Here is a 25,647-nt window from a genome sequence, read left to right as displayed (position 1 = left end):
ACCGGACCAAAAGTGGACTTGCACCTTGGGATTGATCCGATGCTCCCTTCGATAGAGCGCGCGTCGTCTTAGACGGAAAAACCGGGCCCACTTTTCGCTGACGCGGCCCTCTGGATCGCTGAGGCGGACCTTCGATTCCGCACGATGCGCTAGAGCATTTTCCGGCGAAGTGGATCCGGTTCGCCCTTCAAAAGGCGGCAGGGCAAAGAAGCAAGCCGATTCCAGGCAAGTGGAAATGGCTCTAGCCGGCGCGGCGCAATAGCGGTTGTGTGCTCTCTGAAGATGCCTGCGGAGCGGCTGCACCCAGCACTTCGGCCTTGACCGGGCGCGGTGCGGCAAAGACGAAGCCTTGAGCCAGCGGCACGCCGATCTCGGCCAGCACCGACACCATCTCCTCGCGCTCCACGTGCTCGGCCACGAGCCGGATGCCCTCGCGGCGCAGAGCCGAGGCGAAGTCGCGCACGCCGAGTTCCGGGCTTAAGCGATGGTGCTCGTCCTGCTCGGCGACGACCAGAAGCTCGGCCGGGAGCTTCACGAAGCGCACGCCGAGATCGGCAAGCTCTCGCGCGTCGAAGCGGAGATCGGTGGCCATGTCGAGGGAGAGCGGCACGCCTTTGTCGCGCAGGATGCCTAAAGCCGCCTTCCGGTCGGCATCGAGGTCGCGCCAGCATTCCTGCGGGAATTCGAGCACCACCTTGCCGAGCGTCTCGGGGGCCGCATCGACCAGCCCGGTGAGCGACCAGAGGAAGCCCGGCTCCCGGACGGAGTGCGGCGTCAGGTTGACGCCGACGATGGCCTCGCTGCCTTTGGTGATGAGGTGGTAGGCCACGGCCATGGCGCGGCTCAGGACCCGGCGGTCGAATTCCGGCGCACGGCCCAGGCGCTCGAGCGCGCCGAGGAAATCAGAGGGGCCGATCAGTGTGCCGTCCGCCAGACGCAGGCGCGCCAGGGCCTCATAGAAACGGATCTTGCGCTGAGGCAGCGAGACGATCGGCTGCAGATGCAGCTCGATGCTGTCGGCGTCGAAGGCCTGGGTGATCAGGCGCATGCGGCGCAGCTCTTCGTCAGCCGCTCTGCGGGGCACGGACTGCGGGGCGGGCTGGCTCGCGGCGGCGGATGTGCGGATCGCGGTCTCGGGCAGAAGAACGGGGGCAACCTGCTCCTGCTGCGGTTCCGCCGCCTTCGAAGCGGCTTTCGGGCTTCCCTTCAGCTCGGTCACATCGCGGTTCAGGGCGGCGACGTTCTTGGCAAGCTCACGTACCACACCTCCGAGAAGGCCTACCGTGCCAGTGACCTCCGCCGTGGTCGTGCGAAGTGCAGGATTAGCCGCAGGAGACGTCTGCAAGAGCTGTTCGAGTTCAGTCACCCGCTCATTCGCAAGGGCCAGATCCTCCCTCGCGAGCTGCGCGATCGTCGACGCCTCTTCAGCCTTTTTCCAAGCCAGAACAAGGCCGGCGGACGCCGCGATTCCTAAGAAAGCAACAAACGGCACGACAGCAGCAGCCGGCAGGAAGCCGACGGCAGCACCCGTCATGGCAAGGCTTGCGAGTCCAAGAGCGAACAATTTCGCCCTCAGCTCCTTATCGGTATGAACTTTATCGGTCACCACGGGTGCCTGCTCCCCTGGTTTGGCGAAATGAAGCGAATCGGCAATGTAACGTTGTTTTATAGACTAACCATCACGCCTCAAGCGCTGCCGTACTGGAATCGACAACTTTGCGGCACCTCTGTTGCCGGAAACACACACTTTGAAAGGACGCACCGATGGAAGAACCCGTAAAGGATCTACTGATGCAGGTGGACGGCATGACCTGCCAGGGCTGCGTTAATGCGGTGACCAAGGCGATCCAACGCCTGGATCCCGGCGCCAGGGTCGATGTGGACCTGGAACATGGCCGTGTGCATGTGACCACCAAGGCTCAGAGCATCGAGGTGGCCCGCGCGCTTGATGCGGCGGGTTACGAAGCTCATGCCATGACGGGCTGATGCGTGGCTTGCGCCACGCTCACGGACCGCCCCCAAAGTTCCTTTTGCGGCTTTTAAGAACGGCTGATAGGCTCCGCCTGCCAAGTCATCCTGCCAAGTCATCCTCGGGGTATACAATGACCGCTCAGTCTCGGGCCGCTAACGACGTTTCTTCGCCTAACGATCTGGACGCCTGGTGGCTTCCGTTCACGGCCAATCGATCCTTCAAGCAGCGACCCCGCATGATCACCCGTGCCAAGGGCATGTACTACTATACACCCGATGGACGTGAGGTGATCGACGGTGCGGCCGGCCTCTGGTGCTGCAATGCCGGCCATAACCGCGACGAGATCACCGCCGCGATCCAGGCACAGGCTGCGGAACTGGATTACTCTCCCGCCTTCCAGTTCGGCCACTCGAAGGGCTTTGCCGCCGCCTCCCGCATCGCCCAGCTTGCTCCGGGCGATCTGAACCACGTCTTCTTCTGCAACTCGGGCTCCGAAGCAGCCGATACCGCTCTCAAGGTCGCTCTCGCCTATTGGAACGTGCGCGGCCAGGGCAGCAAGACGCGCCTCATCGGTCGCGAGCGCGGCTATCATGGCGTCGGCTTCGGCGGCATTTCCGTGGGCGGCATCGTGAAGAACCGCCAGTTCTTCGGCACCCTGCTCGCAGGTGTCGACCATCTGCCCCACACCTATAACCGCGCCGAGCAGGCCTTCTCCCGCGGCGAGCCCGAATGGGGCGCGCATCTCGCAGACGAGCTCGAGCGTATCGTCGCCCTGCACGATGCCTCCACCATCGCTGCCGTGATCGTGGAGCCCATGGCCGGCTCGACCGGCGTGCTGCCGCCCCCGAAGGGCTACCTGCAGCGTCTGCGCCAGATCTGCGACAAGTACGGCATCCTGCTCATTTTCGATGAGGTGATCACGGGCTTCGGCCGCCTCGGCACGGCCTTCGCCGCCGAGCGCTACGGCGTCGTTCCGGACATGATCACCTTCGCCAAGGGCGTGAATTCCGGCACCGTGCCCATGGGCGGCGTCGTGGTGCGCGAGGGTCTCTACAACACCTTCATGCAGGGCCCGGAGCACATGATCGAGCTGTTCCACGGCTACACCTATTCCGGCCACCCGCTCGCCTGCGCCGCAGCCCTCGCCACCCAGGATATCTACCGGGACGAGAAGCTCTTCGAGCGTGCGAAGCAATTGGAGCCGGTCTGGGCCGATGCGATCCATTCGCTCAAAGGTCTGCCGAACGTGCTCGACATCCGCACCATCGGCCTCGTCGGCGCCGTCGATCTCGCCTCGCGTCCGGACGCCGTCGGCGCCCGCGCTTTCGAGGCCATGGACCGCGGCTTCAGCGAATACAACCTGATGATGCGCATCACGGGCGACACCATCGCCCTCTCCCCGCCCCTCATCATTACTGAGGAGCAGATCGGGGAGATCGTCGACAAGCTTGCCAAGGTGATCAAGGCGGTGGCGTAAGGCGGGTAAGCCTTCTCGATACACTCTTCTTCTCAATACACTCTTTCTCAATACACTCTTATTGTCGTCATGGCCGGGCTTGTCCCGGCCATCCACGTCTTAAGGCGGATTAAAGACGTAGATCCCCGGAACAAGTCCGGGGATGACGGCTGTGTAGCCAATATGGCAACAACCCTTGCCCCTCTGGCGCGCACGGGTTAGGACGCAGCACGTTTTTCTCATTTAACGGCTGCTGTTTACACCATGTCCAAGGCCGACAAGATCAAGGCCCGCGCGCCGCGCGGCTTTGCCGACCGTACTCCCGCCGATCTTTCCGCCACCGAGCGCATGCTGGCGGCGATCCGCGAGTCCTACGAGCTTTACGGCTTCGAGGGCGTCGAGACGCCCTTCGTCGAGTACACCGACGCGCTCGGCAAGTTCCTCCCTGACCAGGACCGCCCGAACGAGGGCGTGTTTTCCTTCCAGGACGATGACGAGCAATGGCTGTCGCTGCGCTACGACCTGACGGCGCCGCTCGCCCGCTATGTGGCGGAGAACTTCGACGCGCTGCCCAAGCCCTATCGCAGCTATCGCGTGGGCTGGGTATTCCGCAACGAGAAGCCGGGCCCGGGCCGCTTCCGCCAGTTCATGCAGTTCGACGCCGACACGGTGGGGGCTGCCTCCGTCGCGGCGGATGCGGAAATCTGCATGATGGCCGCCGATACGCTGGAAAAGCTCGGCCTGAAGCGCGGCGACTATCTGATCAAGGTCAACAACCGCAAAGTTCTGGACGGCGTTCTCGAGGCCATCGGCCTCGGCGGCGACGAGCATGCCCACCAGCGCCTGATCGTGCTGCGAGCCATCGACAAGCTCGACCGTCTGGGCTCTGAAGGGGTCCGTCAGCTGCTCGGCGCAGGCCGCAAGGACGAGAGCGGCGATTTCACGAAGGGCGCGGAGCTTTCGCCCGAGGCCATCGAGCGGGTGCTGGCCTTCACCGCCGCCAAGGGTGCGAACAATGCGGCGACGGTCGAGAACCTGCGCGGGGTCGTAGGCTCCTCACTCCGCGGCATCGAGGGGGTCAACGAACTGGCGGAGATCGCTATGCTCGTCGTCTCCTCGGGTTACGAAGACCGCGTGACCATCGACCCCTCAGTCGTGCGCGGCCTTGAATACTACACCGGCCCCGTCTACGAGGCGGAGCTCACCTTCCAGGTGCAGGACGAGGACGGCCGCCCCGTGCGCTTCGGTTCTGTCGGCGGCGGCGGGCGCTATGACGGCCTCGTGGGCCGTTTCCGTTCCGAGCCCGTTCCGGCCACCGGCTTCTCCATTGGCGTCTCGCGCCTGCTCTCGGCGCTGCAGATGATCAAGAGCCCCATCGTTTCCGGCGCCGAGAAGCCCGGCCCGGTGGTGGTGCTCGTGATGGACAAGGACCAGATCGCCGCCTATCAGCGCATGGTCTCGACCCTTCGCCAGGCCGGCATCCGCTCCGAGCTCTATCTCGGCTCCTCGGGCATGAAGGCGCAGATGAAATATGCCGACCGCCGTCAGAGCCCCTGCGTGATCATCCAGGGCTCCAACGAGCGCGAGCGCGGCGAGGTGGAGATCAAGGACCTGATCGAGGGCGCCAAGGCGGCCGAGGCCATTGCCTCCAATGCCGAATGGAAGGCCGCCCGCCCGGCGCAATTCTCGGTATCCGAGGACAAGATCGTGAACGCGGTTCGCGAGGTTCTGGCGCGGCATTTCGGGTAAGCCTTAAAGCCTTCGGAACTCCGGTGCTTTCCTCCGGGTTGTCTCCTGAAGCTTGACTATCAGGAGACACTTATGCCGAAGGCAAAGAGCAAGGATAAGAAGGGCAACAAGAAGGGTACGGGCACGAAATTGGCGAAGAGCGCCAAGAAATCGGGCCTGATGGATCTGATCAACACGGATCTCGGCCGCGAAATCCTGGCCGATGCTCTGATCGCTGCCGCCGGAGCCGCCGCTGCCGCCCTCACCAGGACCCGTTCCGCAAAGCAGGCCGGTTCGGCGGTTGCGGATGCAGGTTCGCAGGCCGCCGACATGACCCAGACCGCAGCTGGCGCCGTCGCCAATGTCGTGACGGAAGCCGCTCGCCACCTCCTGCCTGCCAGCCTCACCGGCGAAGGGGAAGAAACCGGCAAGGCCGAGGGCAAGAAGGTCAAATACGTCCACCGCTCCAGCGACCACAGCAAGCGCAAGACCTTAAAGGCTAAGGGCGACACCTCTCAGAAGGGCTGATCCCTACCCCAGGTGTCATCCCGGACGGCGTGAGCCGATCCGGGATCGTTTCCAGAATATGGCGCCATTTCCCGTCATGCGATCCCGGGTTCCGCTGCGCGGCCCCGGGATGACCGCAAGCCTATCCCGTCCATTCACCCTTCCGGCTGAAATCGTTCGCCTTCCTGGCCCAGCATTGCTAGAGAGCATGCCGAACATAAGGATTTGAGCGACGCCAGTGACGGAGACGGATGCCATTGTTGCGCTGATCGCGCTTTTCGAGCGCGAGGGCTATGCGCGTGTCGAGCCGCCGGTTCTGCAGCCGGCGGACGTGTTCATCGACCTCTCGGGCGAGGACATCCGGCGGCGCATGTTCGTGACGCAGGACGCCTCGGGTGCGGAGCTGTGCCTCAGGCCCGAATACACGATTCCCGTCTGCCTCCAGCATCTCTCTCACCGCGGAGCCCAGCCCTCCGGCTATTCCTACGGTGGCCCCGTCTTCCGCATGCGCCCCAACGAGAGCGGCGAGTTCCTGCAGGCCGGCATCGAGTCCATCGGCCGGGGCGATATCGCTGCCGCCGATGCGGAAATCCTCGGACTTGCTCTCGACGGCTTAAGCCTCATCAGCGGCCCGGCCCCCATCGTGAAACTCGGCGACATGGGCCTGCTTCATGCTCTCATCGATGCACTCGGCGTCGCGCCTGCCGCGAAGCGCCGCGTGATCCGGGCCATCGTGTCCGGCCAGGGGCTGGCGAGCCTTTCCGAGACGGACGGCCCGGCCGTCCAGGAGCATGCAGGGCTTCTCGCCGCCATCGAGGGCCAAGCGCCTCAGGCGGCCAAGGCCTTCGTGGAGGACATTCTCTCGATTGCCGGCATCGCCACCGTCGGCGGTCGCAGCGCGGGCGAGATCGCAGAGCGCTTCCTGGCTCGCGCAGCCAACCGCACGGCTCTCTCGAACGAAGCCCGGCAGGTTCTCGAGCGCTACCTCGCCATCTCCGGCGATCCGGACCAGGCGGCGGATGCCGTGCGGCTCCTCGCCAGGGATGCGGGGCTCGACCTCAATCCAGCCATTGGCCTCTTCGAGGAGCGCACCGGCTTCATGGCTGCGCGCGGGCTCGATGTGAGCGCCTTCTCGTTCACCGCGACCTTCGCCCGTAATCTCGACTACTACACGGGCTTCATCTTCGAGGTGCAGGACCCGCGCCGCAGCGACGGCAAGCCCATTGTGGGCGGCGGTCGCTATGACCGGCTGCTGGAGCATCTCGGAGCGGAAAGCCCGGTCCCGGCGGTCGGTTGCTCCTTCTGGCTCGACCGTATCGTGGGGAGGCCCTGATGACCGATTCCCCTCTCATTCTGGCGGTGCCCTCCAAGGGCCGCCTGCAGGAAAACGCGGCTGCGTTCTTCGCCCGTTCCGGCCTTATCTTCTCCCAGTCGCGCGGCGCGCGCGATTACCGCGGCACCCTCAAAGGCGTACCCGACGTGGAGGTGGCGTTCCTCTCGGCGTCCGAGATCGTGACGCAGCTCGCCACCGGCTCCGTGCATCTCGGCATCACGGGTGAGGACCTGATCCGCGAGCAGATCGCGGATGCGGACGAGGCGGTCGAGCTTCTCACCCCGCTCGGCTTCGGACAGGCCAATGTTGTCGTCGCCGTGCCGCAGGCCTGGATCGACGTGCGCACCATGGCGGATCTCGACGAGGTCGCGGCCGACTTGCGTGCCCGCCACGGCCGCAAGATGCGGGTTGCCACGAAATACGTGAACCTTACCCGCCACTTCTTTGCCGAGAACGGCATCGCCGATTACCGCATCGTCGAGAGCCTGGGCGCAACGGAAGGTGCGCCAGGGGCAGGCTCGGCGGAACTGATCGTGGACATCACCACGACCGGCGCGACGCTTGCCGCCAATGCCCTCAAGATCCTCGACGACGGCGTGATGCTGCGTTCTGAGGCCAATCTCGTCGCCTCGGTTCGTGCGCCCTGGTCGTCCAAGGCTCGTGCCGCCGCGACCGCCGTGCTGACGCGCATTGCGGCCGAGGAAGAGGCACGGGAAAGCCGCGAGATCCGGGCGGCCCTCGATCCGTCCAAGGTTCAGGCGCTCTCGGTTCTCGCGCGGGATTTCGGCGCGACCCAGCCTTATGGCAATGCCCTGGGCCGCGAGGTGGTGCTCCACTGCCCGGCCTCAGTGATGTTCGACATCGTGGCGGCTCTCCAGGGAATTGGAGCGCAGGACATCACGGTCCGTACTTTCGATTACCTGTTCCGCCCCACCAACGCTCTCACCGAGCGGCTTTTGAGGCGGATCGGCTGACAGTTCTGCAAGCTGAAAATCTCTTTAAGCAAGGCTTCAGCTTGCCTGTGGCAACAACCGCTTTAGGACAATATCGCTCAAGGCGTTGCCCTTACGGTCAAGGCCTCTTATGGTTCCGGCGTTTTTACGATGAAGAGGTTCCGATGAACGCCCTTCGATTGGCAGCACTTCTGGCGGCTTTCGCCACCGTTTCCGCGGCTCAGGTTTCAGGAGCTGACGCTCAGACGGCCGCGACTCTCGGCAGGCCAGCAGGCCCGACCCGTCAGGTGGATCCCAAGGTTCCGCAGCCGGGCGCTCAGGGCAAGGTCTTTCCTCTGAACTCGTCCTGGATTGCTCTGAGCCTGAACAATAAGCCCTTCACCGGCGAGCGTCCGACCTTCAGGCTCGACGATCAGTTGCGCGCGACGGGCTTTTCCGGCTGCAACACCTACGCGACCACGGCCTATCCCCTGCGCGAACAGGGACTTGCCGTCGCCCCCTTCGCCCTCTCGAAGAGGAACTGCGACAAGTCTGCCATGGCCATCGAGAACGCCTTCCTCACGGCACTGCGCAGCTCCGGCAAGTGGGACATCCAGGGCCCAACCCTGATCATCCGCAGTCAGGCCGGCGAGCTGCGCTTCGAGCGCGCGCTGTAAGAAGAGCGCGACTTCTCATGAGAAAAGCCGGCAGCAATGCCGGCTTTTTCTTTTGGCCTTCGGATATCATTACCAGCGCCGCATCCTCTTCCCTCCCCCTTGCGGGGAGGGGAAAAGGCGGCGAGCCCTTACTCCGCCGGCTGAGGCTGCATCAGGTCGACCGGGGTCGAGAGACCATTCTCCGCCCGCTTCAGGTCGATGCGTCTGTCGTGATAGGCCGCGAGAGTCGAGCGGTGGCCGATGGAAACCACCGTCGTCTGAGGCAGCTTCTCCCTGATCACCTTATAGATCTCGGCCTCGGTCGGCTCGTCGAGTGCGGCCGTGGCTTCGTCCAGGAACAGCCAGTCCGGCTTGGCGAGAAGCGCACGGGCAACCGCGAGACGCTGCTGCTCACCGAGCGAGAGGGTCTGACTCCAGGCTCGCTCCTCATCGAGTCTGTCGGCGATCTGCGGGAGTTTTGCGGCGCGCAGGGCATCAGCGATTGCGGCATCGCTGTAGGCATTGCCATGGGAGGGATAGGTCACCGCTTCGCGCAAGGTGCCGATGGGAATGTAAGGCCGCTGTGGCAGCAGCATCATGCTCTGGCCCTGCGGCACCAGCACCTCGCCCTCGCCGAAAGGCCAGATGCCGGCGATGGTACGGAACAGGGTCGACTTGCCGGATCCGGACGGCCCCGTCATCAGCGTGCGCTCGCCGGGACGGAAAGCAAGGCCATCCGCATGCATCAGAGCACGGCCGTCGGGCAGGCGCACGTTGAGGTTCCTGAGGCGCAGCTCATGGCTTGCTGCAGGCGTGACCGCAAGCTTGCTCTCACCGCCGACACGTTGCGCAGAGGCAACGGCGCCCTCGAAGGTGGTGAGACGGTCGAGCACGGCCTTGTAGTCAGCGAGCGTGGTGTAAATCTGGATAAAGTAGGTCAGCGCCGACTCCACCCGCGAGAAGGCTCCCACCACCTGCTGCATCTGACCGAGCGAGATCTTGCCGATGAAATAGTATGGCGCGGTCAAAATGTAAGGCACCACTACATTGGCTTGAAAGTAGGCCGAGGTGAAGGTGTTGAGCTTGATGAGGCGGACCACGATCTGCATGTAATTGTCGATGATATGCCCGAACCGCCGGCCGAGTCCTTCCTTCTCGGCGGGTTCACCGGACAGAAGCGCGACCTGCTCCGAGTATTCGCGTAGACGCGCGAGCGAGAAGCGGTAGTTCGCCTCAAGCGCCTCCTGTTGGAAGTTCAGCCCGATCAGGGGACGACCGATCAGGTGCGTGACCCATGTGCCGAGAATGGCATATCCCGCGCAGACCCAGACAAGCAGGCCAGGCACTTCGTAATTCGTTCCAGGGAACGTGAAGCCTGCCGAAATCGTCCATAGGATCGCGACGAAGGATACGAGTGTCGCAGCCTGATTCATCAATCCGATGGAGAGAGAATAGGTGCTCTCCACGAACTTGCGCAGATCTTCCGAGATACGCTGATCCGGGTTGTCCGCGCCGCGCCCGATGAGCTGCATCCGATAATGGGCGCCATCGTCCAGCCACTCACCCACATAATAGGTGTTGAGAAATGCGCGCCAGCGGATGCTCAGCACGTTCTGCAGCAGCACTTCCGTGAGCGCGGCAATGACGAAGACCGCAGCCAAGGGCGTGAAGATGATGAAGAGCTGGTACCAGAAGGCAGCGGCATCCTTCCCCTCGAGCGCGTTGAACATGTCGCGCGAGAAGAAGTTGAGGCGCACGTTGAGCGCGACCTGGATGAGATTGAGCGCGATCAGGATCGCGATCATCCAGGTGCCGATCACCCCCTCTCGCGCACGCACGAGGCCGATGAAGGGGATGCGGATGACGCTGTCGGCCTGAGAGTCGAGATAGCGGTCGGTGATGCGGCAGATGGTGCGAACGACCTGCACGTGAGACAGGCCATAGATCAGAGCCCCAAAGCCCGTTGCTCCCAAGGCAGCGGAAGGCGGCGGGACATAGCCCGTGTAGTCACCCGTGATCGCTCCGAGCGTGGCCCCGAGGATGAGCAGCACGAGCACGACATGCGTTGCAGCGATCATCACCAGGAAGATACGCAGGAACTTGGGGATATCGCGGCCGAGGAGCAGGATCCCGGCCAAGGCCAAGGTGGAGAGCGGCAGGTAGAACGGAACCTGGACCCCTCCCGATAGGGAAGCGCCCAAAACGCCCAAACCGATGAGTGCCAGCGCAATGCTCGCCTTGATCATTCTTTTCTCCTGACGGGGAACCGTTCCTCGGCTCCATAGGAACATCGGGCAGCCCGATCAACCGCGCTCATGGCGAAAGCAAGGAGAAATGTCCGCCTCAAAGGGGCGATCCCCGGTTTGTGATGTCGCGGCTGAAAGGATAAAGCGTGTTTCGCGACCGCCAAGGACGTTCTTCAGAACAGATGATCCTGTTTAACGAACAATTCAGTTGACATAGAGAACGCCATATCCCATGTGTCGTATCCACTCATGAGACGACCGTAAAGCGACCCTATGAATGCCCCTCTCGGATATTTCGGCGACCAGCCGTCGCAACGCCTGATCCCGGCGGAGCCTCTCGTGCGCCTGGAGAAGATCTCGAAAACCTTTCCCGGACGCGATGGCCAGCCCGTCACGGCCCTGCGTGAGATCGACCTCGCTGTGCCTAAAGGTTCGATCCTCGGCGTGATCGGCCGCTCCGGCGCCGGCAAGTCCACCCTGATCCGCCTGGTGAACGGGCTGGAAAAGCCCTCGTCCGGCAAGGTGATCGTGGACGGCGCGAACATTGCCGCGTTGCCTGAGTCCGAACTTCGCCATGCCCGTCGCTCCATCGGCATGATCTTCCAGCACTTCAACCTGCTCTCCTCCCGCACGGCGGCGGAGAACATCGCGCTGCCTCTCGAGGTGGCGGGCTATGACAAGGCCGAGATCAAGGCGCGCGTGGAAGAGCTTCTGGCCCTCGTCGGCCTCTCCGACAAGCGCAACCGTTATCCGTCCGAACTGTCAGGCGGCCAGAAGCAGCGCGTGGGCATCGCCCGTGCCCTGGCGACGAAGCCGAAAGTGTTGCTCTCGGACGAGGCGACCTCCGCACTCGACCCGGAAACCACGCGGTCCATTCTCGATCTGCTCGCACGCATCAACGCGGAGCTCGGCCTGACCATTCTGCTCATCACCCATGAGATGGCGGTGATCCGCAACATCGCCCGCGAAGTGGCGGTGATCGAGGGCGGACGCATCGTCGAGCAGGGCGACGTGTTCGAGGTGTTTACCCGTCCGCAGCATGAAGTCACGCGCTCCTTCCTCGGCGACGAAGCCGGCCGCGAGCTGCCGCCTTATGTGCAGAAGCGCCTGCAGAAGGAAGCAACACCGGACAGCCAGACGGTCATCCGCATCGGCTTCCGGGGCCCTCATGCGACCGATCCCGTTCTGGCGCGTCTCGCACGGGAGGAAGGCATTGAAGCCAACATTCTTTCCGGTGCGGTGGATGAAATCGCAGGCCGCCCCTTCGGGACGCTCGTCGTGAGCGTGCCGGCGGCAGTCGCGCTGAAGACGCTCGACTTCCTGAAGAAACACGGTCTCGATACGGAGGTGCTCGGCCATGTCGCCTGAGATGATCCGCCTCATCGCCAATTCCACCGGCGAAACGCTTTACATGGTCGGCGTCTCGGCGCTGATCGCCACGCTGTTCGGCCTGCCGCTCGGCGTGTATCTTGCCACCAGCGGCAAGGGCGAGTTGTTCGCGGCTCCATGGGTCAATCGTGTCCTCGGCGTGATCGTCAACGCCACGCGCTCGACGCCCTTCATCATTCTCGTTGTCGCGATCATTCCGTTCACCCGTCTGATTGCGGGCACCTCCATCGGCACCAATGCGGCCATCGTGCCGCTGACGATTGCCGCGACGCCTTTCATCGCGCGCCTCATCGAAGGTGCGATCCGAGAGGTCGATCAGGGGCTCGTGGAAGCCGCGCGCGCCTTCGGCGCGACGCCGCTGCAGATCGTGCTGAAGGTTCTGATTCCCGAAGCGCTGCCCGGCATCGTGCTCGGGCTCACGCTTGCCATCGTCTCGCTCCTCGGCTTCTCGGCCATGGTGGGCGCCGTCGGCGGCGGCGGTCTTGGCGATCTCGGCATCCGCTACGGCTATCAGCGTTTCATGCCGGAAATGATGCTCGCCGTCGTCGTGGTTCTCATCGTGCTGGTGCAGGCTGTGCAGAGCATCGGCGACCGCCTCGCCCGACGCCTCAACAAGCGCATCCGCCACGGCTGATCCTTCATAAGAACATCGCACAAGGAGTCTTCCGATGTCCCTGAAGAAACTGGGCCTCGCTGCCCTTCTCTCCCTCGCCTCCCTGCCCGCTCTGGCACAGACCCAGACGATCCGCATCGGCGCCACGCCCGGCCCGCACGCACAGATCCTTGAAGCCGTTAAGCCGATTGCGGCGCAGAAGGGCCTTGAGATCAAGATCGTCGAATTCTCGGATTATGTGGTGCCGAACACGGCTCTGGCTGCCGGTGACATCGAGGCCAACTCCTTCCAGAACCAACCCTATCTCGACAATCAGGTGGCTGACCGCGGCTTCAAGATCGAGAGCGTGGCGCTGACCGTGAACTTCCCGATCGGCATCTACTCGAAGAAGCACAAGAGCCTTGAAGAGATGCCAAACGGCGCGACGATCTCGATTCCGAACGATCCCACCAATGGCGGCCGCGCCCTGATCCTTCTGCAGGACAAGGGTCTCATCAAACTCAAGGAAGGCGTGGGCTACAAGCCGACTCCTCTCGACATCACGGAGAACCCCAAGAAGCTGAAATTCGTCGAGATCGAAGCCGCCCAGGGGCCGCGCGTTCTCCCCGACGTGGATGCCGCCATCATCAACACCAACTATGCGACATCGGGCGGCCTGGATCCGGTGAAGGACCCGATCGCTCGCGAGAACCCGAAGGGCCCGTACGTGAACCTCATCGCAGTGCGCAGCGAGGATAAGGACAAGCCCTGGGTGAAGGCTCTCGTCGAATCCTATCGCTCGCCCGAGGTGAAGAAGTTCGTGGAAGAGACGTTCAAGGGCTCCGTTCTCACGAGCTGGTAAGCCGAAGGCCTCTCTCATCATGATCAAGGCCGGGCCTCTGCCCGGCCTTTTTCATTGCGCTATCTCAACGGCTACTTCCTCCGCGGCTCAGGCAAGCGCTCTCCGGCTTCGGCCCAATGCCCTGCTCTCTTCGACCTGACGGCATCGAGCAGGGTCCACGCGGCGTTTCTTACTTCAGCCTGCACATCGAGGTCGCGATCCAGTTCCTCATGACTGGTGGCATAAGGCTTCCAATAGCCGATATAGCGATCGAGCTCGGCAAGGTTGCCTGCCGATTCAAGATTCATCGCGCGCAGCCAATCGGACAGGCTGCGGCGAACTCCTTCGGTTCCTTCCGCATCGCCGTGGACGATCACGGAGAACAGGCGGCCGGAGAGGTGCTTGGGATAATCCCAGCCTTTCAGCTCCAGCTCTTTTGCCTCCTGCACCTTCTTGCCGTGCGTCGATGTCGGGTCTGGATTGCCGCCATCGGCACAGACAAGCCGATCCATCATCAGCTTCAGCGGAGAGGAGACCTGATACCAGTTCACAGGCGTAACGATCATGATGCCGTGCGCCTCCACCCATTTCGGATAGATCTCGTTCATCCAATCCTGAGTCTGTCCAAGGGAGTAATTGGGATAGCAGGAGCACGGCCAGTGGCAGAGCGCGGCAGAGGTCGAGAAGCAGGTCTTGCAGGGGTGAATGTGACGGCCGTACTCGGATGCCAACCGGCTGAGCTCCAGGATTTCGACTTCCACGTTGTCCGCGCTTGCGATCACCTGCCGTGCGATCTCGACGAGTCGATAGGTCTTCGACATTTCACCGGGACACGTGTGCTCGCTGCGCGATGCCGAGGAGATCAGGAGAAAGCGGGCCGGACCATTGGGATCCTCATGCCGCTGTCGTGCGAGATCAATCGCCTCCTTCGCCGCGATCCAATCGACGGCAAGACCATAATCAGGATCTGTAAAGCCAGGACCTGCCTTGCGTGTCCGCGGGCTTTTGCGTGAATGATGATAAGCATCCCAGGCCGCATCGGCGATGCGCTGCAGTTCCTGGGACAAGGGGTCGAATGCAGGGTCCTGAAAGCTCTGAAGGAAACGCCTGCGGAATTCACCTTCGTCGAGCGTGGGGTCAGGCGTGCCGGTTCTTGCTTCTGGGATGGACAAAGGGCACTCCCATTCTTAGATCGGATCAGTGCTAAGCTTTGGAACGCAGGCTCGCCTGCGCGGGTTCCGCTTGGCGCTGAATGGCCCCGTCACGGTTTGTTTATCGAACGTGAGACCCTACCTCTGTCTCGCACCCTTTCATCCCTCTTCCAGGAGCAGTCGATGCCGACCACCCCACCTCTTCGCCTGAACGATGGAAACGCGATGCCCCAGCTCGGCTATGGCGTCTGGCGGGTCTCGAACGAGGATGCCGTCGCTTGCGTGACAGACGCCATCAAGGCCGGCTATCGTTCTATCGACACGGCCGCGATCTACGAGAACGAGGAGGGTGTCGGCCAGGCGATCGCCGCCTCCGATGTGTCGCGCAATGAGCTCTTCATCACCACCAAGCTGTGGAACGACAAGCGCAGCTACGATGCGGCGCTGACCGCCTTCGACGAGAGTCTCAAGCGCCTCAAGCTCGATGTTCTCGACCTCTATCTCATCCACTGGCCGGGCGTCAGCGGTGAGGGCTTTCTCGATGCCTGGCGCGCCCTGATCCGCCTGAAGGAGGAAGGACGCGTGAAGTCCATCGGTGTGTCGAATTTCCAGGTGAAGCACCTGCAAAAGCTGATCGACGAGACCGGAATCGTCCCTACCGTGAACCAGATCGAGCTGCATCCGCGCTTCCAGCAGAAGGAGCTGCGCGCTTTCCATGCGCAGCACAACATCGCAACCGAGTCCTGGGGTCCTCTCGGACAGGGCAGCCTCGTGAGCGACGAAAAGCTCGCTGCCATCGGACGCAAATACGGCAAGACACCCGCTCAGGTGATCTTGCGCTGGCATCTCGACAACGGTTTCATCGTGATTCCGAAATCGGTCACGCCGTCGCGCATTCGCGAGAACATCGACGTGTTCGATTTCAAGCTCGATGCAGAAGATATGCGCATCATCGAAGCCATGGATGACAGGAATGGCCGCGTCGGCCCCGACCCCGCTGTTTTCGGCTGATTAAAAGTATCCAACAAAACCACCCTCATCCTGAGGAGCAGATGAAGTCTGCGTCTCGAAGGAGACTCCAGTGTGCTCTGGATCATCCTTCGAGACGGTCGCGATGCGACCTCCTCAGGATGAGGCTCTGTTGAGGACTGCAAGGGGTTCTAAGACCATTTACAAGTGGTCCTTCTCGGGGCCGCTTGTTGCTTCGAACTGATGATAAATCGCTTCTGCAACCGGCAGGAGTTGCGCGCGATCGACCTTAGCCGACACGACATAAGAAAGGCCGTCATCGATCCACAGGAAGGCCGAGACACCATCCCGCGTCTCGTATCGGAATGCGGTCTCTCCTTCCCCAACGCTGGAGCGCACATAAAGCGTGAGGCGGTTGCCGCTTCCATGCTCATACATGAAGAGTGCCGCCGCCTCGGCTCCCGACGGCAGAAGCCTGCCGCCGATGAGTCGATAGCCTTCGGCATTGAGATCCGGTGCCTTCAATGGCTTCCCGACACGGCGCGACAGCCATTGCACGAGGTGCGCCTCCTGATCGCCGGGAACCTCGACAGGATGAAGTCGCTCGCTGACATAGATGCGATGGGCCGCAATGGCACTGTCCGCCACGGCCATCTGCACGTCAGGTTGCAAGGAACGCTGTGTCCACCATGCTCCGCCGGCTGCGCCAAGCACTCCACCAAGCGCAAGCCAGACGAGAGCTGCAACCATTCTCTGGAACTGAAGGAATATCGGCTGACGCTGAGCCGCGATGATATTGGCGACGCGCAGGCGTGCAGGGATCGGCTCCTGCGCCTTGAAGACAAGACGCGCTCGCAAGACATCGCGCTGCTCAATCTCACGCTGAACCTGTTCGGCCCTTGCCGGGTCGGATGCCAGATAGGCTTTGACCGTCTCATACCGTGAAGGCTCCAGCCTTCCGTCGACGAAAGCCTGCAGGTCGTCCTCACCGATGGGTCGCTCACCCGTCACTTCACTCTCCTCAAAACGGCATTGCATCCGTTTTCCATGAATTCCCTCAAGCGTCCGCGCGCCCGGCTCAGGCGGGACATTACTGTGCCAAGCGGAACATCCAGAACCTGCGCGGCCTGCTCGTAGGAAAGATCCTCGACACCTACAAGGAGCAGCACCGAGCGCTGCTCCTCCGGCAAAGCGTCAAGGCCTGCCAGGACATCGCGAAAGCCCACATGGCTCTCCGGCGACCCCGTCGAGGCCGGTGCATTCTCCAGTGCCTCGATGCCGACTTGAACGCCGTGGCTCTTGCGTTGACGCACCGCATTCAGAAACAGGTTGCGCTCAATCGCGAAGAGCCAGGCTTTCAGATCGCCGTCGCGGCGGCGCTGGCTCCAGTGGCGGATCGCCCGCTCCAGCGTGTCCTGGACGAGATCGTCGGCCGCTTCATCGTCGCGCAGAAGCGCCCAGGCATAGCGACGCAAGCCTGGGATCTGCGGTTCGAGAAGAGAGGCGATCTCGTCCACGGTCAAACTCTCGTAACGCTCTGCATCATCAGAGATGAGCCTGTGCCTTATGACAAGCCTTATGGCGTGGCGATGTGCCAGACATTGTTGACCCCATCGCCCGTGACCTCGCCGGGCTTGGTGTCCTTCACCCAGAGGTAAAGCGGCTTGCCTTTATAGGCCCATTGCTTGGAGCCGTCGTCGCGGGTGACCACGCTCCAATCGCCGGAGGCGGAGGCATTGGCGGCAGCCATGAGCGGCGGCCAGTTCTGGGCGCATTGACCATTGCAGTTGGACTTGCCGGTCGCGTCGCGATCAAAGGTGTAGAGCGTCATGCCCTTGGCGTCGACAAGAGCCTTGCCCTTGCTCGTATCGGCCACTTTCGCGGGAGCAGCCGTTTGAGCAAGCGCACCTGTGGCGGCGATGAGAGCGCCGGCGAAAAGGGCAGAACTGAAAAGCAGCTTCATGGGTGTCCTCCTGACGGTCGTGATGACCACGCCCTTAAGACACGCCACACTAGGCATTATTCCAGGTCCGACAAACTTTTCTTCAACGTCCCATCGCGTTGAAGCCATTCTCGTCGATGGGCTCCCGCAACTCGATCCTGTGGCGGCCGTTGTCGCGGATCTGTGCCGTGCGATAGCGGCCGTCGAGCTCGTCCGCCGGGTCCTGGAGCACCTCTACGCCCGCCTTTCGCAACCGTTCGATCTCCTTGTCGACATCAGGAACGAGGAAACTGATCACTGGCATGCGTGTCACCTCGACTCCCCCAGTGGCGCGAGGATCCTGATCCTGCGGCAGCAGATGATCGACCTCAGTGACTTCCAAGAGAAAGCCGCTTCGCTCCAGAACGGCCGTTCGCCCCTGGACGAAGTTCTGACTGGCGATCAACCGGAAACCGAGCATGTCCTGGTACCAGCGCAAGCTCTCTTCAAAGTCCGGCGTTCGGATGGAGGTGGAACTCGGACGCGAGGTCGAAGCCGACTGCGCCCATGCAAAGGGCGATCCAGAGAGGAGGAAGGTTGCGGTTGGCAGGATGGCAAGGCCCGCCAGGATGCTGCGCCGTAGGCTGGTGAATGAAGAAGTGCGTATCATCACGGGCATCCCTCGTCGGCAGCAGGAAACTTAGCCGTCTTCTCTCATGAACGCCCGTCAGTCCAGTTCGTTCTTGGCCCTGATCTTTCTTGGCCTAATCCTTCTCGTCCCTAATCCTTCCTGGACTGCATCAGCTTCAGGAGCAGAGAGGCCAATTGCTCCGCCTCCGCCTCGGTCAGCTTGCAACCGACAAAGCGATTGATGGCCGGACCGTAGACGCCCCACATGCGCCGCTGAAGCTCTCGGCCCTCCTCCGTGATCTCGACCAATTGCCGCCGCTTGTCCCCGGGATAGGGGATGCGGCGCACGAGCCCGTCCGTCTCCATGCGGTCGAGAAGCCGGGAAAGGTTGTACTGCTCGAACAGCAGCGCCTCCTCGATCTCCTTCGGGGAGGAGCGACCATCAGGCTGGCGCTTCAGATGCCGGAGCACATCGTACCAGGACAGGCAGGGAAAACCGGCACCTTTCAACTCCGCCTCGATCTGGCCCACCACTTCCCTCTCCGCCCGGATCAGGCGGACCCAAGCATCGGTCACGGCGTCCGAGGGTTCCTGCATGTTTTGCACCACGGCAAAGCACCTCCTGCTTATATGCAATTGCATCATATTTGACATTTCCATGCAAGTGCATATGAATATCCATGCATCTGCATGGAGTTTTCCCGATGTCGAACAGCACCACCTCGTCCAGCACCGCCTATGGCGTTCTGCTCCTTCGCGTCTCTCTGGGCGTCATGTTCATCGCCCATAGCCTAGTCCTGAAGTATATGACCTTCACCCTAGCGGGCACGGCGCAGTACTTCGAATCCCTCGGCCTTCCTGCCTTCCTCGCCTATGCCACCTTCTTCGCCGAGCTGATCGGCGGTATCCTGCTGGTTCTCGGCGTCCAGAGCCGCTGGGTCGCGCTTGCGCTCCTGCCGGTTCTCTTCGGCGCCGCCTGGGTCCATATCGGCAACGGCTGGGTCTTCTCCTCTCCCGGCGGCGGCTGGGAATATCCGCTTTACCTGATCGTGCTCTCGGTGGCACAGGCTCTTCTGGGCGACGGCGCTTACGCTCTGAGCCCATCCTCCCGCCTCTCCCTCCTCCCCAGCCCGGCTTCGCTGAAGCCTGCTATCTGATCCCTCCCTCCATCAAGGACCAAGTCATGAAGCTCTACTACACCCCCGGCGCCTGCTCGCTTGCCCCGCACATCGTGGCCCGCGAGGCCGGCCTTCCGGTCATCCTCGAGAAAGTGGACCTCTCGAAGCATCTCACCGAGACCGGCGAGAGCTTCCGCGCGATCAACCCGAAAGGCTACGTGCCCGCCATCGCCCTGAAGGACGGTTCCCTGCTCACGGAAGCGGCTGCGATCATCCAGTATCTCGCCGACCAGCAGCCCGACGCCGGGCTTGCGCCGGCCAACGGCACCATGGAGCGCTATCGCCTCATCGAGTGGCTCACCTTCATCAGCTCCGAGATTCACAAGGGCTTCGGCCCGCTCTGGAACCCGGCCACTCCGGAGACCGTGAAGGCTGCCACGAAGGATCGCCTTGCCAGCCGTTTCGCCTATCTCGACGAGATCCTGGCCAAGCAGCCATTTCTGATGGGTGAGACCTTCACGATTGCCGATGCCTATCTGTTCACGGTCGTGAACTGGACGAACTTCCACGCGATCGACATCTCGTCCTTCAAGAACCTGAGCGCCTTCCAGGCCCGCGTGGCCGCACGCCCGAAGGTGCAGGAAGCGCTTGAAGCCGAAGGCCTGCTGAAGCAGGCGGCTTAATTCGTTACGTGTATCAAATGCAGAAGCCCCGGAGAGATCCGGGGCTTTTTTTGCTGAATGCGATTGGAGCCGCAGTTCTCAAAAGACGAGGAAGTCGCTTGCTGCAAGAGCACTGCCGGCCGTCAGGTGAGCGAAATGGACCGCCGCGTATTTCGTGCCGGACCCGTCTGCGTCATAGAGCACGTCACCTGTCTTGATGTTGTAGATGATCCGGTCATCGTGCTGAAAGGCTTTCGTGCCAACCTGAAAGGCACCCTTTGAGAGAACGCCTTTTCTCAGGCCCGAAAATACCTTTGACGATAGAGCAATGATATCTTCCTTGGCGAAGTCCATGATGCGGTCGATGTTGGTATCGGAAGCCTTGGTCGTGAAGGCGAATACATCGGCTCCCTCGCCGCCGGTCAGCGTATCGTTGCCGAAGCCGCCGTTGAGATAATCGTTGCCCTTCCCGCCGACGAGAATGTCCGCCTTCCCTCGTCCTTTCAAGAAGAGACTTGTCTCAACTCTGGGAAGCGGCGTCGGGAGCATTTGAGGATGCCACATGTCGACGATAGAGGCGGCCATGGTTTCCTCCTAGGCTTGCCCTTATCGATACTTTATATCATATCTTTATGCAACAAGAGTTCAAATAAAAAGCCCCGGAGGAAACTCCGGGGCTTCTTCATTTCTACGGAAGCGTTGGGCTTAGAAGTCCATGCCGCCACTCAAGTCCGGCTTGCCGGACTTGAGCCTTTCTGATGGTGGGCTTTTGGACTTCTTAGAAGTCCATGCCGCCCATGCCGCCCATGCCGCCGCCGGGCATCGCGGGAGCGCTCTCGCGCTTCGGAGCGTCGGCGACCATGGCCTCGGTGGTGACGAGCAGGCCAGCCACGGAAGCAGCATCCTGCAGAGCCGTGCGGACGACCTTCGCCGGATCGACGATACCGGCCTGGAGCATGTCCACGAACTCTTCGGTCTGGGCATTGAAGCCGTAGGTATCGGACTTCGTGTTGTCGTTGATCTTGCCGACCACGATCGAGCCCTCGACGCCAGCGTTCTCGGCGATCTGGCGGATCGGAGCCTCAAGAGCGCGCAGCACGATCTTGATGCCGGCCTGCACGTCCGGATTGTCGGTGGTGAGCTTGGAAACCGCAGCCTTGGCGCGCAGCAGAGCCGTGCCGCCGCCGGGGACGATGCCCTCTTCCACCGCAGCGCGGGTGGCGTTCAGAGCGTCATCGACGCGGTCCTTCTTCTCCTTCACCTCGACCTCGGTCGCGCCGCCGACGCGGATCACCGCGACGCCGCCTGCGAGCTTGGCCAGACGCTCCTGCAGCTTCTCACGGTCGTAGTCCGAGGTGGTCTCCTCGATCTGCGCCTTGATCTGAGCCACGCGAGCTTCGATGTCCTGCTTCTTGCCGGCACCGTCGATGATCGTGGTGTTCTCCTTGTCGATGCGAACACGCTTGGCGCGGCCGAGCATCGGAAGCGTCACGGTCTCGAGCTTGATGCCGAGGTCTTCGGAGATCGTCTGACCGGCAGTCAGGGTCGCGATGTCCTCGAGCATGGCCTTGCGGCGGTCGCCGAAGCCGGGCGCCTTCACGGCGGCGATCTTCAGGCCGCCCCGCAGCTTGTTGACCACGAGCGTCGCGAGAGCCTCGCCCTCGACGTCCTCGGCGATGATGAGCAGCGGCTTGCCGGTCTGAACGACAGCCTCGAGGATCGGCAGCATGGGCTGGAGCGAGGAGAGCTTCTTCTCGTGGATGAGGATGTAAGGGTCCTCGAGCTCGGCCACCATCTTCTCGGCATTGGTGATGAAGTACGGCGAGAGATAGCCGCGGTCGAACTGCATGCCTTCGACGATGTCCACGACCGTATCGGCGGTCTTGGCTTCCTCGACGGTGATCACGCCCTCGTTGCCGACCTTTGCCATGGCGTTGGCAATCTCACGGCCGATGAACTCGTCACCGTTGGCCGAAATCGTGCCGACCTGGGCAACCTCATCGGAGGACTTCACTTTCTTGGCGCGAGCCTGGATGTCCTTCACGGCCTCGGCGGTGGCGAGATCGATGCCGCGCTTGAGGTCCATCGGGTTCATGCCGGCGGCAACCGCCTTGGCGCCTTCGCGCACGATGGCCTGGGCCAGAACCGTCGCGGTGGTGGTGCCGTCACCGGCAATGTCGTTGGTCTTCGAGGCGACCTCGCGCACCATCTGGGCGCCCATGTTCTCGAACTTGTCGGAGAGCTCGATCTCCTTCGCGACGGTGACGCCGTCCTTCGTGATGCGCGGCGCGCCGAAGGACTTCTCGATCACCACGTTGCGGCCCTTCGGGCCCAGCGTCACCTTCACCGCATCGGCGAGGATGTCGACGCCGCGCAGCATCTTTTCGCGGGCTTCGGAAGAAAACTTAACGTCTTTGGCAGCCATAGGCTCAGCCTCCAGTTAAATTGGAAATCGTATGATGGGGATCGGAGCGGCTTAAATCAGCCGACGATGCCCATGATGTCGGATTCCTTCATGATCAGGAGATCCTGACCGTCGATACGCACCTCGGTGCCGGACCACTTGCCGAACAGAACGCGGTCGCCGGCCTTCACATCGAGAGCAACGATCTTGCCGTTCTCATCGCGGGCGCCGGGACCGACGGCGATGACTTCGCCCTCTTGCGGCTTTTCCTTGGCAGTATCCGGGATGATGATGCCGCCGGCCGTCTTCTCTTCGGCCTCGATGCGGCGGACGACGACGCGGTCGTGCAGCGGACGGAACTTCATGGAACTTCCCCTTTGACTGTTAACGCGGCCCCGATGGCCGCGCCCTGGTCTTATCCCTGTTAGCACTGTCGGAAGACGAGTGCTAACGATGAGGGCGAAATAAGGAGATGCTGAAGGAGAGTCAAGGCACCGACGCGCAAGAAACTTTGTTACGCCTTGGTTCTAAAGGGAAAATCTCTTTCCTCATTAAAATCAGGACCTACCGCCGGGTGGTGAGCATGGCCGCGGCCACGATGAGGAGCCCTCCCCCCAGGGTCGCCAGAGTGGGGATCTCGCCGAACACGCCATAGCCGATCAGAACCGCCCAGATCAGGGCCGTGTATTCCAGGGGGGCGAGCCGGGCAGCCTCGGCCTTCGCATAGGCGGTTGCCATGAGCACGTGGCCGATGACCCCGAGAACGCCCATGAGCATGAACCAAGCAAGATGCACCACGTTCAGGGGCTGCCAGGCCCAAAGGCCGAAAGGCAGGACAAGGAGAGCCGGGCCGATATTCTGGAAATAGACGATATGCAGGAACTTGTCCTTCTGTGCCCGCTGACGCAGCAGCACGAGGCTTAAGGCGTAAGTGATGGCAGACAACAGCGCTGCGCCAACGCCCATCCAGGAGCGGGTAGCCCCCGCCTCCCCTGTCTGTCCCAGCACCACCACAAGCGTGCCGCCGAAGCCGATGGCGATGGCTGCGACGATCCTCGGATCCACCCGCTCTTTGAGCATGAGCAGCCCGAACAGCGCGATGAACATGGGAGAAAGGAATGAGAGGACGAGGGTTTCTGCCAGGGGCAATTGACCAAGCGCATAAAAGAAGCTGACAGCCGTGACGACCGCAGTGACGGAGCGCAGGACATTCGCCTGCACCGTCTCGCGACTCGGCCAGCCTGGACGCATGACGGCGACCACGCCGGTTGCCACAATGGTCCCGCAGATGAAACGCAGGAATGCGACCTGGAAGGTCGGGTAATAGGCGGACATCCCTTTGATGACCGCATCCATGACGGACAGAACCGCGATACCTGCGGCTGCCCGCAGGGCGGGACCGTATTGCATTTAAGATCACAACGATGTGAGGCGCGAGCTCTCAGGATGAGAGCCTTCGCAGAAGAGCGAAGTTCTTACAGCAATTTGGCGACCGCTTCATCCGCCGTTTTGCACTGTCGACAGAAAAGCAAGGTGAGCATTCATGCATTTTTGCGGAGCTTGACGGAAACAAATGCCGCGCTTGTCGTTATTGAAGCAAACCACAGGAATAGGATGCTTCGATGCGCGCTTGGATCCCTTGCACCGCAATGCTTTTCGTCGCCCTGATGCCAACTTCGGGATCAGCTCAGTACGCCTATGGCGGCGGGCATTACTACGGCAATACCTACATCTCCTCGGAATACAACTATCCCTATGCTCGCGCGCAGGACGGCTACAGCGGTAGCTATCCAGTCGTCACGCGCCCTGCCTCACGCGACTACTATCCGTATGCAACGGGCTCGGTCCCTCGCTCCGGCACGCAGGTTGCGACCCTGCCGCAGACCTATGAGGATTCCGGTTACGACAACAGCATCGACTATGCGATCGCACCCCAGTTCCAGCGGCAGATCGTGTCCTATCGCGGCACGGAGCGCCCGGGCACGATCGTCATCGATACGAATGCGAAGTTCCTTTATCTCGTACAGGAAGGCGGGCGCGCTATCCGCTATGGCATCGGCGTCGGCCGTCCGGGCTTCGAATGGGCCGGTCGCAAAACTGTTTCGATGAAGCGCGAGTGGCCCGATTGGCGCCCGCCGGCAGAGATGCTGCGCCGTCGTCCCGACCTGCCGCGCTACATGGAAGGCGGCCTGGACAATCCGCTCGGCGCGCGCGCGCTCTATCTCGGCTCGTCGCTCTACCGCATCCACGGCACCAACGAGCCGCATACCATCGGGCAGGCCGTCTCCTCCGGCTGCATCCGCATGCTCAACGAAGACGTGGTGGATCTCTACAACCGCGTGAAGGTCGGCACGCCCGTCATCGTGATCTGACCCGAAGAAGTGCAAAGTCGAAATGAAAACGCCCGCCATAAGGCGGGCGTTTTATCGACTATGCACGATGAGCTTTAAGCCCAGTCGCCATCGTCGCCGGCATCGCCGCCGAAGTCGGAGAAGTCGTCACGGTTCTGATCAGGATTCTCGTACAGAGAATCCGTAATGCCGGCGAAATCCGTATTGCCGCCCTGATCGTTGCCGAGATCGGCAAGAGCCGACTTTCCTGCCTCGGCAGGATTCTCATCTCCCCCAAAGGCATGGGACAAGGCATTGGCGATCATCATACCACCCGCGACACCGGCAGCCGTAGACAATGCGGTCTGCAGGAAGCCGCCGCCTCGCGGCTGCATCATGCCGCCGCCCCAAGGCCCCGGTGCGCCATAGGACTGGTGCATCGGAGGCTGCTGCGGCACGCCCCAAGGCGACGCGCGGCGGGCAGGCGGCGTGTTGTAGGCCGGACCCGGCGGGCGCGCTCCGCCCCCGAAGATACTGGAGAGGAAACCGCCCTGCTGCGGTTGGCGGCTCACGTGCTCCAGTTCGGCGCGCAGCTGATCGTTTTCCTCCTGGAGCCTTGCCAGCGCCTGCTCCTGCACGAAAATCGCCTGCGCCATGGCGTAGGGCGCATAGGGCTGCTGGCGCAGCTTTTCGGCGATGAAGCGCTCGGCCTCCGGATCGCGGGGCTGGTTCGCCACCTGTTCGAGCCGTCGGAAGATATCGGCAATGACCTCGCGTTCCTGATCGTTCATGGCAAACCTCCTTCGCGCA

The 25,647-nt window shown here is 62.2% G+C and carries 27 protein-coding genes; 14 read left to right on the top strand and 13 right to left on the bottom strand.

The window, feature by feature from the left end; genetic code table 11:
• Positions 1-241: 241 nt before the first annotated feature.
• Positions 242-1,609, bottom strand: a complete 1,368-nt coding sequence (locus ACUXUR_RS06080; protein WP_445501453.1) for an EAL domain-containing protein — start codon at positions 1,607-1,609, stop codon at positions 242-244.
• 155 nt (positions 1,610-1,764) lie between these two features.
• Here ACUXUR_RS06080 and ACUXUR_RS06075 point away from each other — a divergent pair, with 155 nt between their 5' ends.
• The 7 genes from ACUXUR_RS06075 to ACUXUR_RS06045 all read left to right on the top strand — a co-directional run bounded on the left by ACUXUR_RS06075 (position 1,765) and on the right by ACUXUR_RS06045 (position 8,605).
• Entirely contained in the window at positions 1,765-1,986 is a 222-nt protein-coding gene (locus tag ACUXUR_RS06075) for a heavy-metal-associated domain-containing protein (protein ID WP_445501452.1), read from the top strand.
• Between the two features lie 116 nt (positions 1,987-2,102).
• The gene (gene aptA / locus ACUXUR_RS06070) at positions 2,103-3,449 is read left to right on the top strand and encodes an omega-aminotransferase AptA (protein WP_445501451.1); all 1,347 of its coding nucleotides are present in this window, start codon (positions 2,103-2,105) and stop codon (positions 3,447-3,449) included.
• Positions 3,450-3,692: 243 nt separating this feature from the next.
• The gene (gene hisS / locus ACUXUR_RS06065) at positions 3,693-5,177 is read left to right on the top strand and encodes a histidine--tRNA ligase (RefSeq protein ID WP_445501450.1); all 1,485 of its coding nucleotides are present in this window, start codon (positions 3,693-3,695) and stop codon (positions 5,175-5,177) included.
• A gap of 72 nt (positions 5,178-5,249) precedes the next feature.
• Positions 5,250-5,684 carry a hypothetical protein gene (locus tag ACUXUR_RS06060; protein ID WP_445501449.1) on the top strand — a complete coding sequence of 145 codons (435 nt, stop codon included), beginning with the start codon at positions 5,250-5,252 and terminating at the stop codon, positions 5,682-5,684.
• Between the two features lie 217 nt (positions 5,685-5,901).
• Entirely contained in the window at positions 5,902-6,996 is a 1,095-nt protein-coding gene (locus ACUXUR_RS06055; RefSeq protein ID WP_445501448.1) for an ATP phosphoribosyltransferase regulatory subunit, read from the top strand.
• Positions 6,996-7,970: an ATP phosphoribosyltransferase gene (hisG, locus tag ACUXUR_RS06050; protein ID WP_445501447.1), complete on the top strand. Its 975-nt coding sequence runs from the start codon at positions 6,996-6,998 to the stop codon at positions 7,968-7,970. The genes ACUXUR_RS06055 and hisG overlap by 1 nt, the downstream gene beginning before the upstream one ends.
• 143 nt (positions 7,971-8,113) lie before the next feature.
• A complete protein-coding gene (locus tag ACUXUR_RS06045; protein ID WP_445501446.1) occupies positions 8,114-8,605 on the top strand; it encodes an META domain-containing protein in 492 nt (163 codons plus the stop codon).
• 128 nt (positions 8,606-8,733) lie between these two features.
• Here the strand turns inward: ACUXUR_RS06045 and ACUXUR_RS06040 are convergent, their stop codons facing one another.
• Positions 8,734-10,830, bottom strand: coding sequence for an ABC transporter ATP-binding protein/permease (locus ACUXUR_RS06040; protein ID WP_445501445.1), 2,097 nt, complete (start codon positions 10,828-10,830; stop codon positions 8,734-8,736).
• A 273-nt stretch (positions 10,831-11,103) separates the two neighbouring features.
• Between ACUXUR_RS06040 and ACUXUR_RS06035 the strand changes: the two genes are divergently transcribed.
• Genes ACUXUR_RS06035 through ACUXUR_RS06025 form a run of 3 tightly spaced genes read left to right on the top strand, consistent with a single transcriptional unit; the run spans position 11,104 to position 13,673 of the window.
• Positions 11,104-12,198, top strand: coding sequence for a methionine ABC transporter ATP-binding protein (locus ACUXUR_RS06035; RefSeq protein ID WP_445501444.1), 1,095 nt, complete (start codon positions 11,104-11,106; stop codon positions 12,196-12,198).
• Positions 12,188-12,853, top strand: coding sequence for a methionine ABC transporter permease (locus ACUXUR_RS06030; RefSeq protein WP_445501443.1), 666 nt, complete (start codon positions 12,188-12,190; stop codon positions 12,851-12,853). Before ACUXUR_RS06035 ends, ACUXUR_RS06030 begins: the two co-directional genes overlap by 11 nt.
• A 34-nt stretch (positions 12,854-12,887) precedes the next feature.
• A complete protein-coding gene (locus ACUXUR_RS06025) occupies positions 12,888-13,673 on the top strand; it encodes a MetQ/NlpA family ABC transporter substrate-binding protein (protein WP_445501442.1) in 786 nt (261 codons plus the stop codon).
• Between the two features lie 71 nt (positions 13,674-13,744).
• Here ACUXUR_RS06025 and ACUXUR_RS06020 read toward each other — a convergent pair whose 3' ends face one another.
• Positions 13,745-14,824 (bottom strand): flavodoxin family protein, encoded by a 1,080-nt coding sequence (locus tag ACUXUR_RS06020; RefSeq protein WP_445501441.1) that lies wholly within the window; start codon positions 14,822-14,824, stop codon positions 13,745-13,747.
• Positions 14,825-14,986: 162 nt separating this feature from the next.
• On the opposite strand from ACUXUR_RS06020, the gene ACUXUR_RS06015 reads away from it, so the two are divergent.
• Positions 14,987-15,814 carry an aldo/keto reductase gene (locus ACUXUR_RS06015; protein ID WP_445501440.1) on the top strand — a complete coding sequence of 276 codons (828 nt, stop codon included), beginning with the start codon at positions 14,987-14,989 and terminating at the stop codon, positions 15,812-15,814.
• Between the two features lie 159 nt (positions 15,815-15,973).
• On the opposite strand, the gene ACUXUR_RS06010 is transcribed toward ACUXUR_RS06015, so the two are convergent.
• From ACUXUR_RS06010 to ACUXUR_RS05990, 5 genes are all read right to left on the bottom strand, one after another.
• A complete protein-coding gene (locus ACUXUR_RS06010) occupies positions 15,974-16,783 on the bottom strand; it encodes an anti-sigma factor family protein (RefSeq protein WP_445501439.1) in 810 nt (269 codons plus the stop codon).
• Complete coding sequence (locus tag ACUXUR_RS06005) at positions 16,780-17,289, bottom strand: RNA polymerase sigma factor (protein WP_445501438.1); 510 nt, start codon at positions 17,287-17,289, stop codon at positions 16,780-16,782. Before ACUXUR_RS06005 ends, ACUXUR_RS06010 begins: the two co-directional genes overlap by 4 nt.
• Before the next feature lie 59 nt (positions 17,290-17,348).
• Positions 17,349-17,735 carry a COG4315 family predicted lipoprotein gene (locus tag ACUXUR_RS06000; protein ID WP_445501437.1) on the bottom strand — a complete coding sequence of 129 codons (387 nt, stop codon included), beginning with the start codon at positions 17,733-17,735 and terminating at the stop codon, positions 17,349-17,351.
• A gap of 82 nt (positions 17,736-17,817) precedes the next feature.
• Complete coding sequence (locus tag ACUXUR_RS05995; RefSeq protein ID WP_445501436.1) at positions 17,818-18,363, bottom strand: VOC family protein; 546 nt, start codon at positions 18,361-18,363, stop codon at positions 17,818-17,820.
• Positions 18,364-18,473: 110 nt separating this feature from the next.
• Entirely contained in the window at positions 18,474-18,920 is a 447-nt protein-coding gene (locus ACUXUR_RS05990) for a MarR family winged helix-turn-helix transcriptional regulator (RefSeq protein ID WP_445501435.1), read from the bottom strand.
• A 107-nt stretch (positions 18,921-19,027) separates the two neighbouring features.
• Between ACUXUR_RS05990 and ACUXUR_RS05985 the strand changes: the two genes are divergently transcribed.
• Together ACUXUR_RS05985 and gstA are read left to right on the top strand one after the other, a co-directional pair.
• Entirely contained in the window at positions 19,028-19,480 is a 453-nt protein-coding gene (locus tag ACUXUR_RS05985; protein WP_445501434.1) for a DoxX family protein, read from the top strand.
• Between the two features lie 26 nt (positions 19,481-19,506).
• Positions 19,507-20,124, top strand: a complete 618-nt coding sequence (gene gstA / locus ACUXUR_RS05980; RefSeq protein WP_445501433.1) for a glutathione transferase GstA — start codon at positions 19,507-19,509, stop codon at positions 20,122-20,124.
• A gap of 78 nt (positions 20,125-20,202) precedes the next feature.
• Here the strand turns inward: gstA and ACUXUR_RS05975 are convergent, their stop codons facing one another.
• The 4 genes from ACUXUR_RS05975 to ACUXUR_RS05960 all read right to left on the bottom strand — a co-directional run bounded on the left by ACUXUR_RS05975 (position 20,203) and on the right by ACUXUR_RS05960 (position 23,917).
• Positions 20,203-20,688, bottom strand: a complete 486-nt coding sequence (locus ACUXUR_RS05975; RefSeq protein WP_445501432.1) for a calcium-binding protein — start codon at positions 20,686-20,688, stop codon at positions 20,203-20,205.
• A gap of 193 nt (positions 20,689-20,881) precedes the next feature.
• Positions 20,882-22,528 (bottom strand): chaperonin GroEL, encoded by a 1,647-nt coding sequence (gene groL / locus ACUXUR_RS05970; protein WP_445501431.1) that lies wholly within the window; start codon positions 22,526-22,528, stop codon positions 20,882-20,884.
• A gap of 56 nt (positions 22,529-22,584) precedes the next feature.
• Complete coding sequence (groES, locus tag ACUXUR_RS05965; RefSeq protein WP_445501430.1) at positions 22,585-22,872, bottom strand: co-chaperone GroES; 288 nt, start codon at positions 22,870-22,872, stop codon at positions 22,585-22,587.
• Between the two features lie 199 nt (positions 22,873-23,071).
• Positions 23,072-23,917 carry a DMT family transporter gene (locus tag ACUXUR_RS05960; protein WP_445501429.1) on the bottom strand — a complete coding sequence of 282 codons (846 nt, stop codon included), beginning with the start codon at positions 23,915-23,917 and terminating at the stop codon, positions 23,072-23,074.
• Positions 23,918-24,129: 212 nt separating this feature from the next.
• Here ACUXUR_RS05960 and ACUXUR_RS05955 point away from each other — a divergent pair, with 212 nt between their 5' ends.
• Positions 24,130-24,879, top strand: coding sequence for a L,D-transpeptidase (locus tag ACUXUR_RS05955; protein ID WP_445501428.1), 750 nt, complete (start codon positions 24,130-24,132; stop codon positions 24,877-24,879).
• Between the two features lie 74 nt (positions 24,880-24,953).
• Here the strand turns inward: ACUXUR_RS05955 and ACUXUR_RS05950 are convergent, their stop codons facing one another.
• Complete coding sequence (locus ACUXUR_RS05950; RefSeq protein ID WP_445501427.1) at positions 24,954-25,628, bottom strand: DUF2076 domain-containing protein; 675 nt, start codon at positions 25,626-25,628, stop codon at positions 24,954-24,956.
• Positions 25,629-25,647: the final 19 nt, after the last annotated feature.

It is taken from the genome of Microvirga medicaginis (assembly GCF_052658925.1).
The sequence above is the reverse complement of the archived record's forward strand: the minus strand, read 5'-3'. Positions and strand labels throughout refer to the sequence as shown.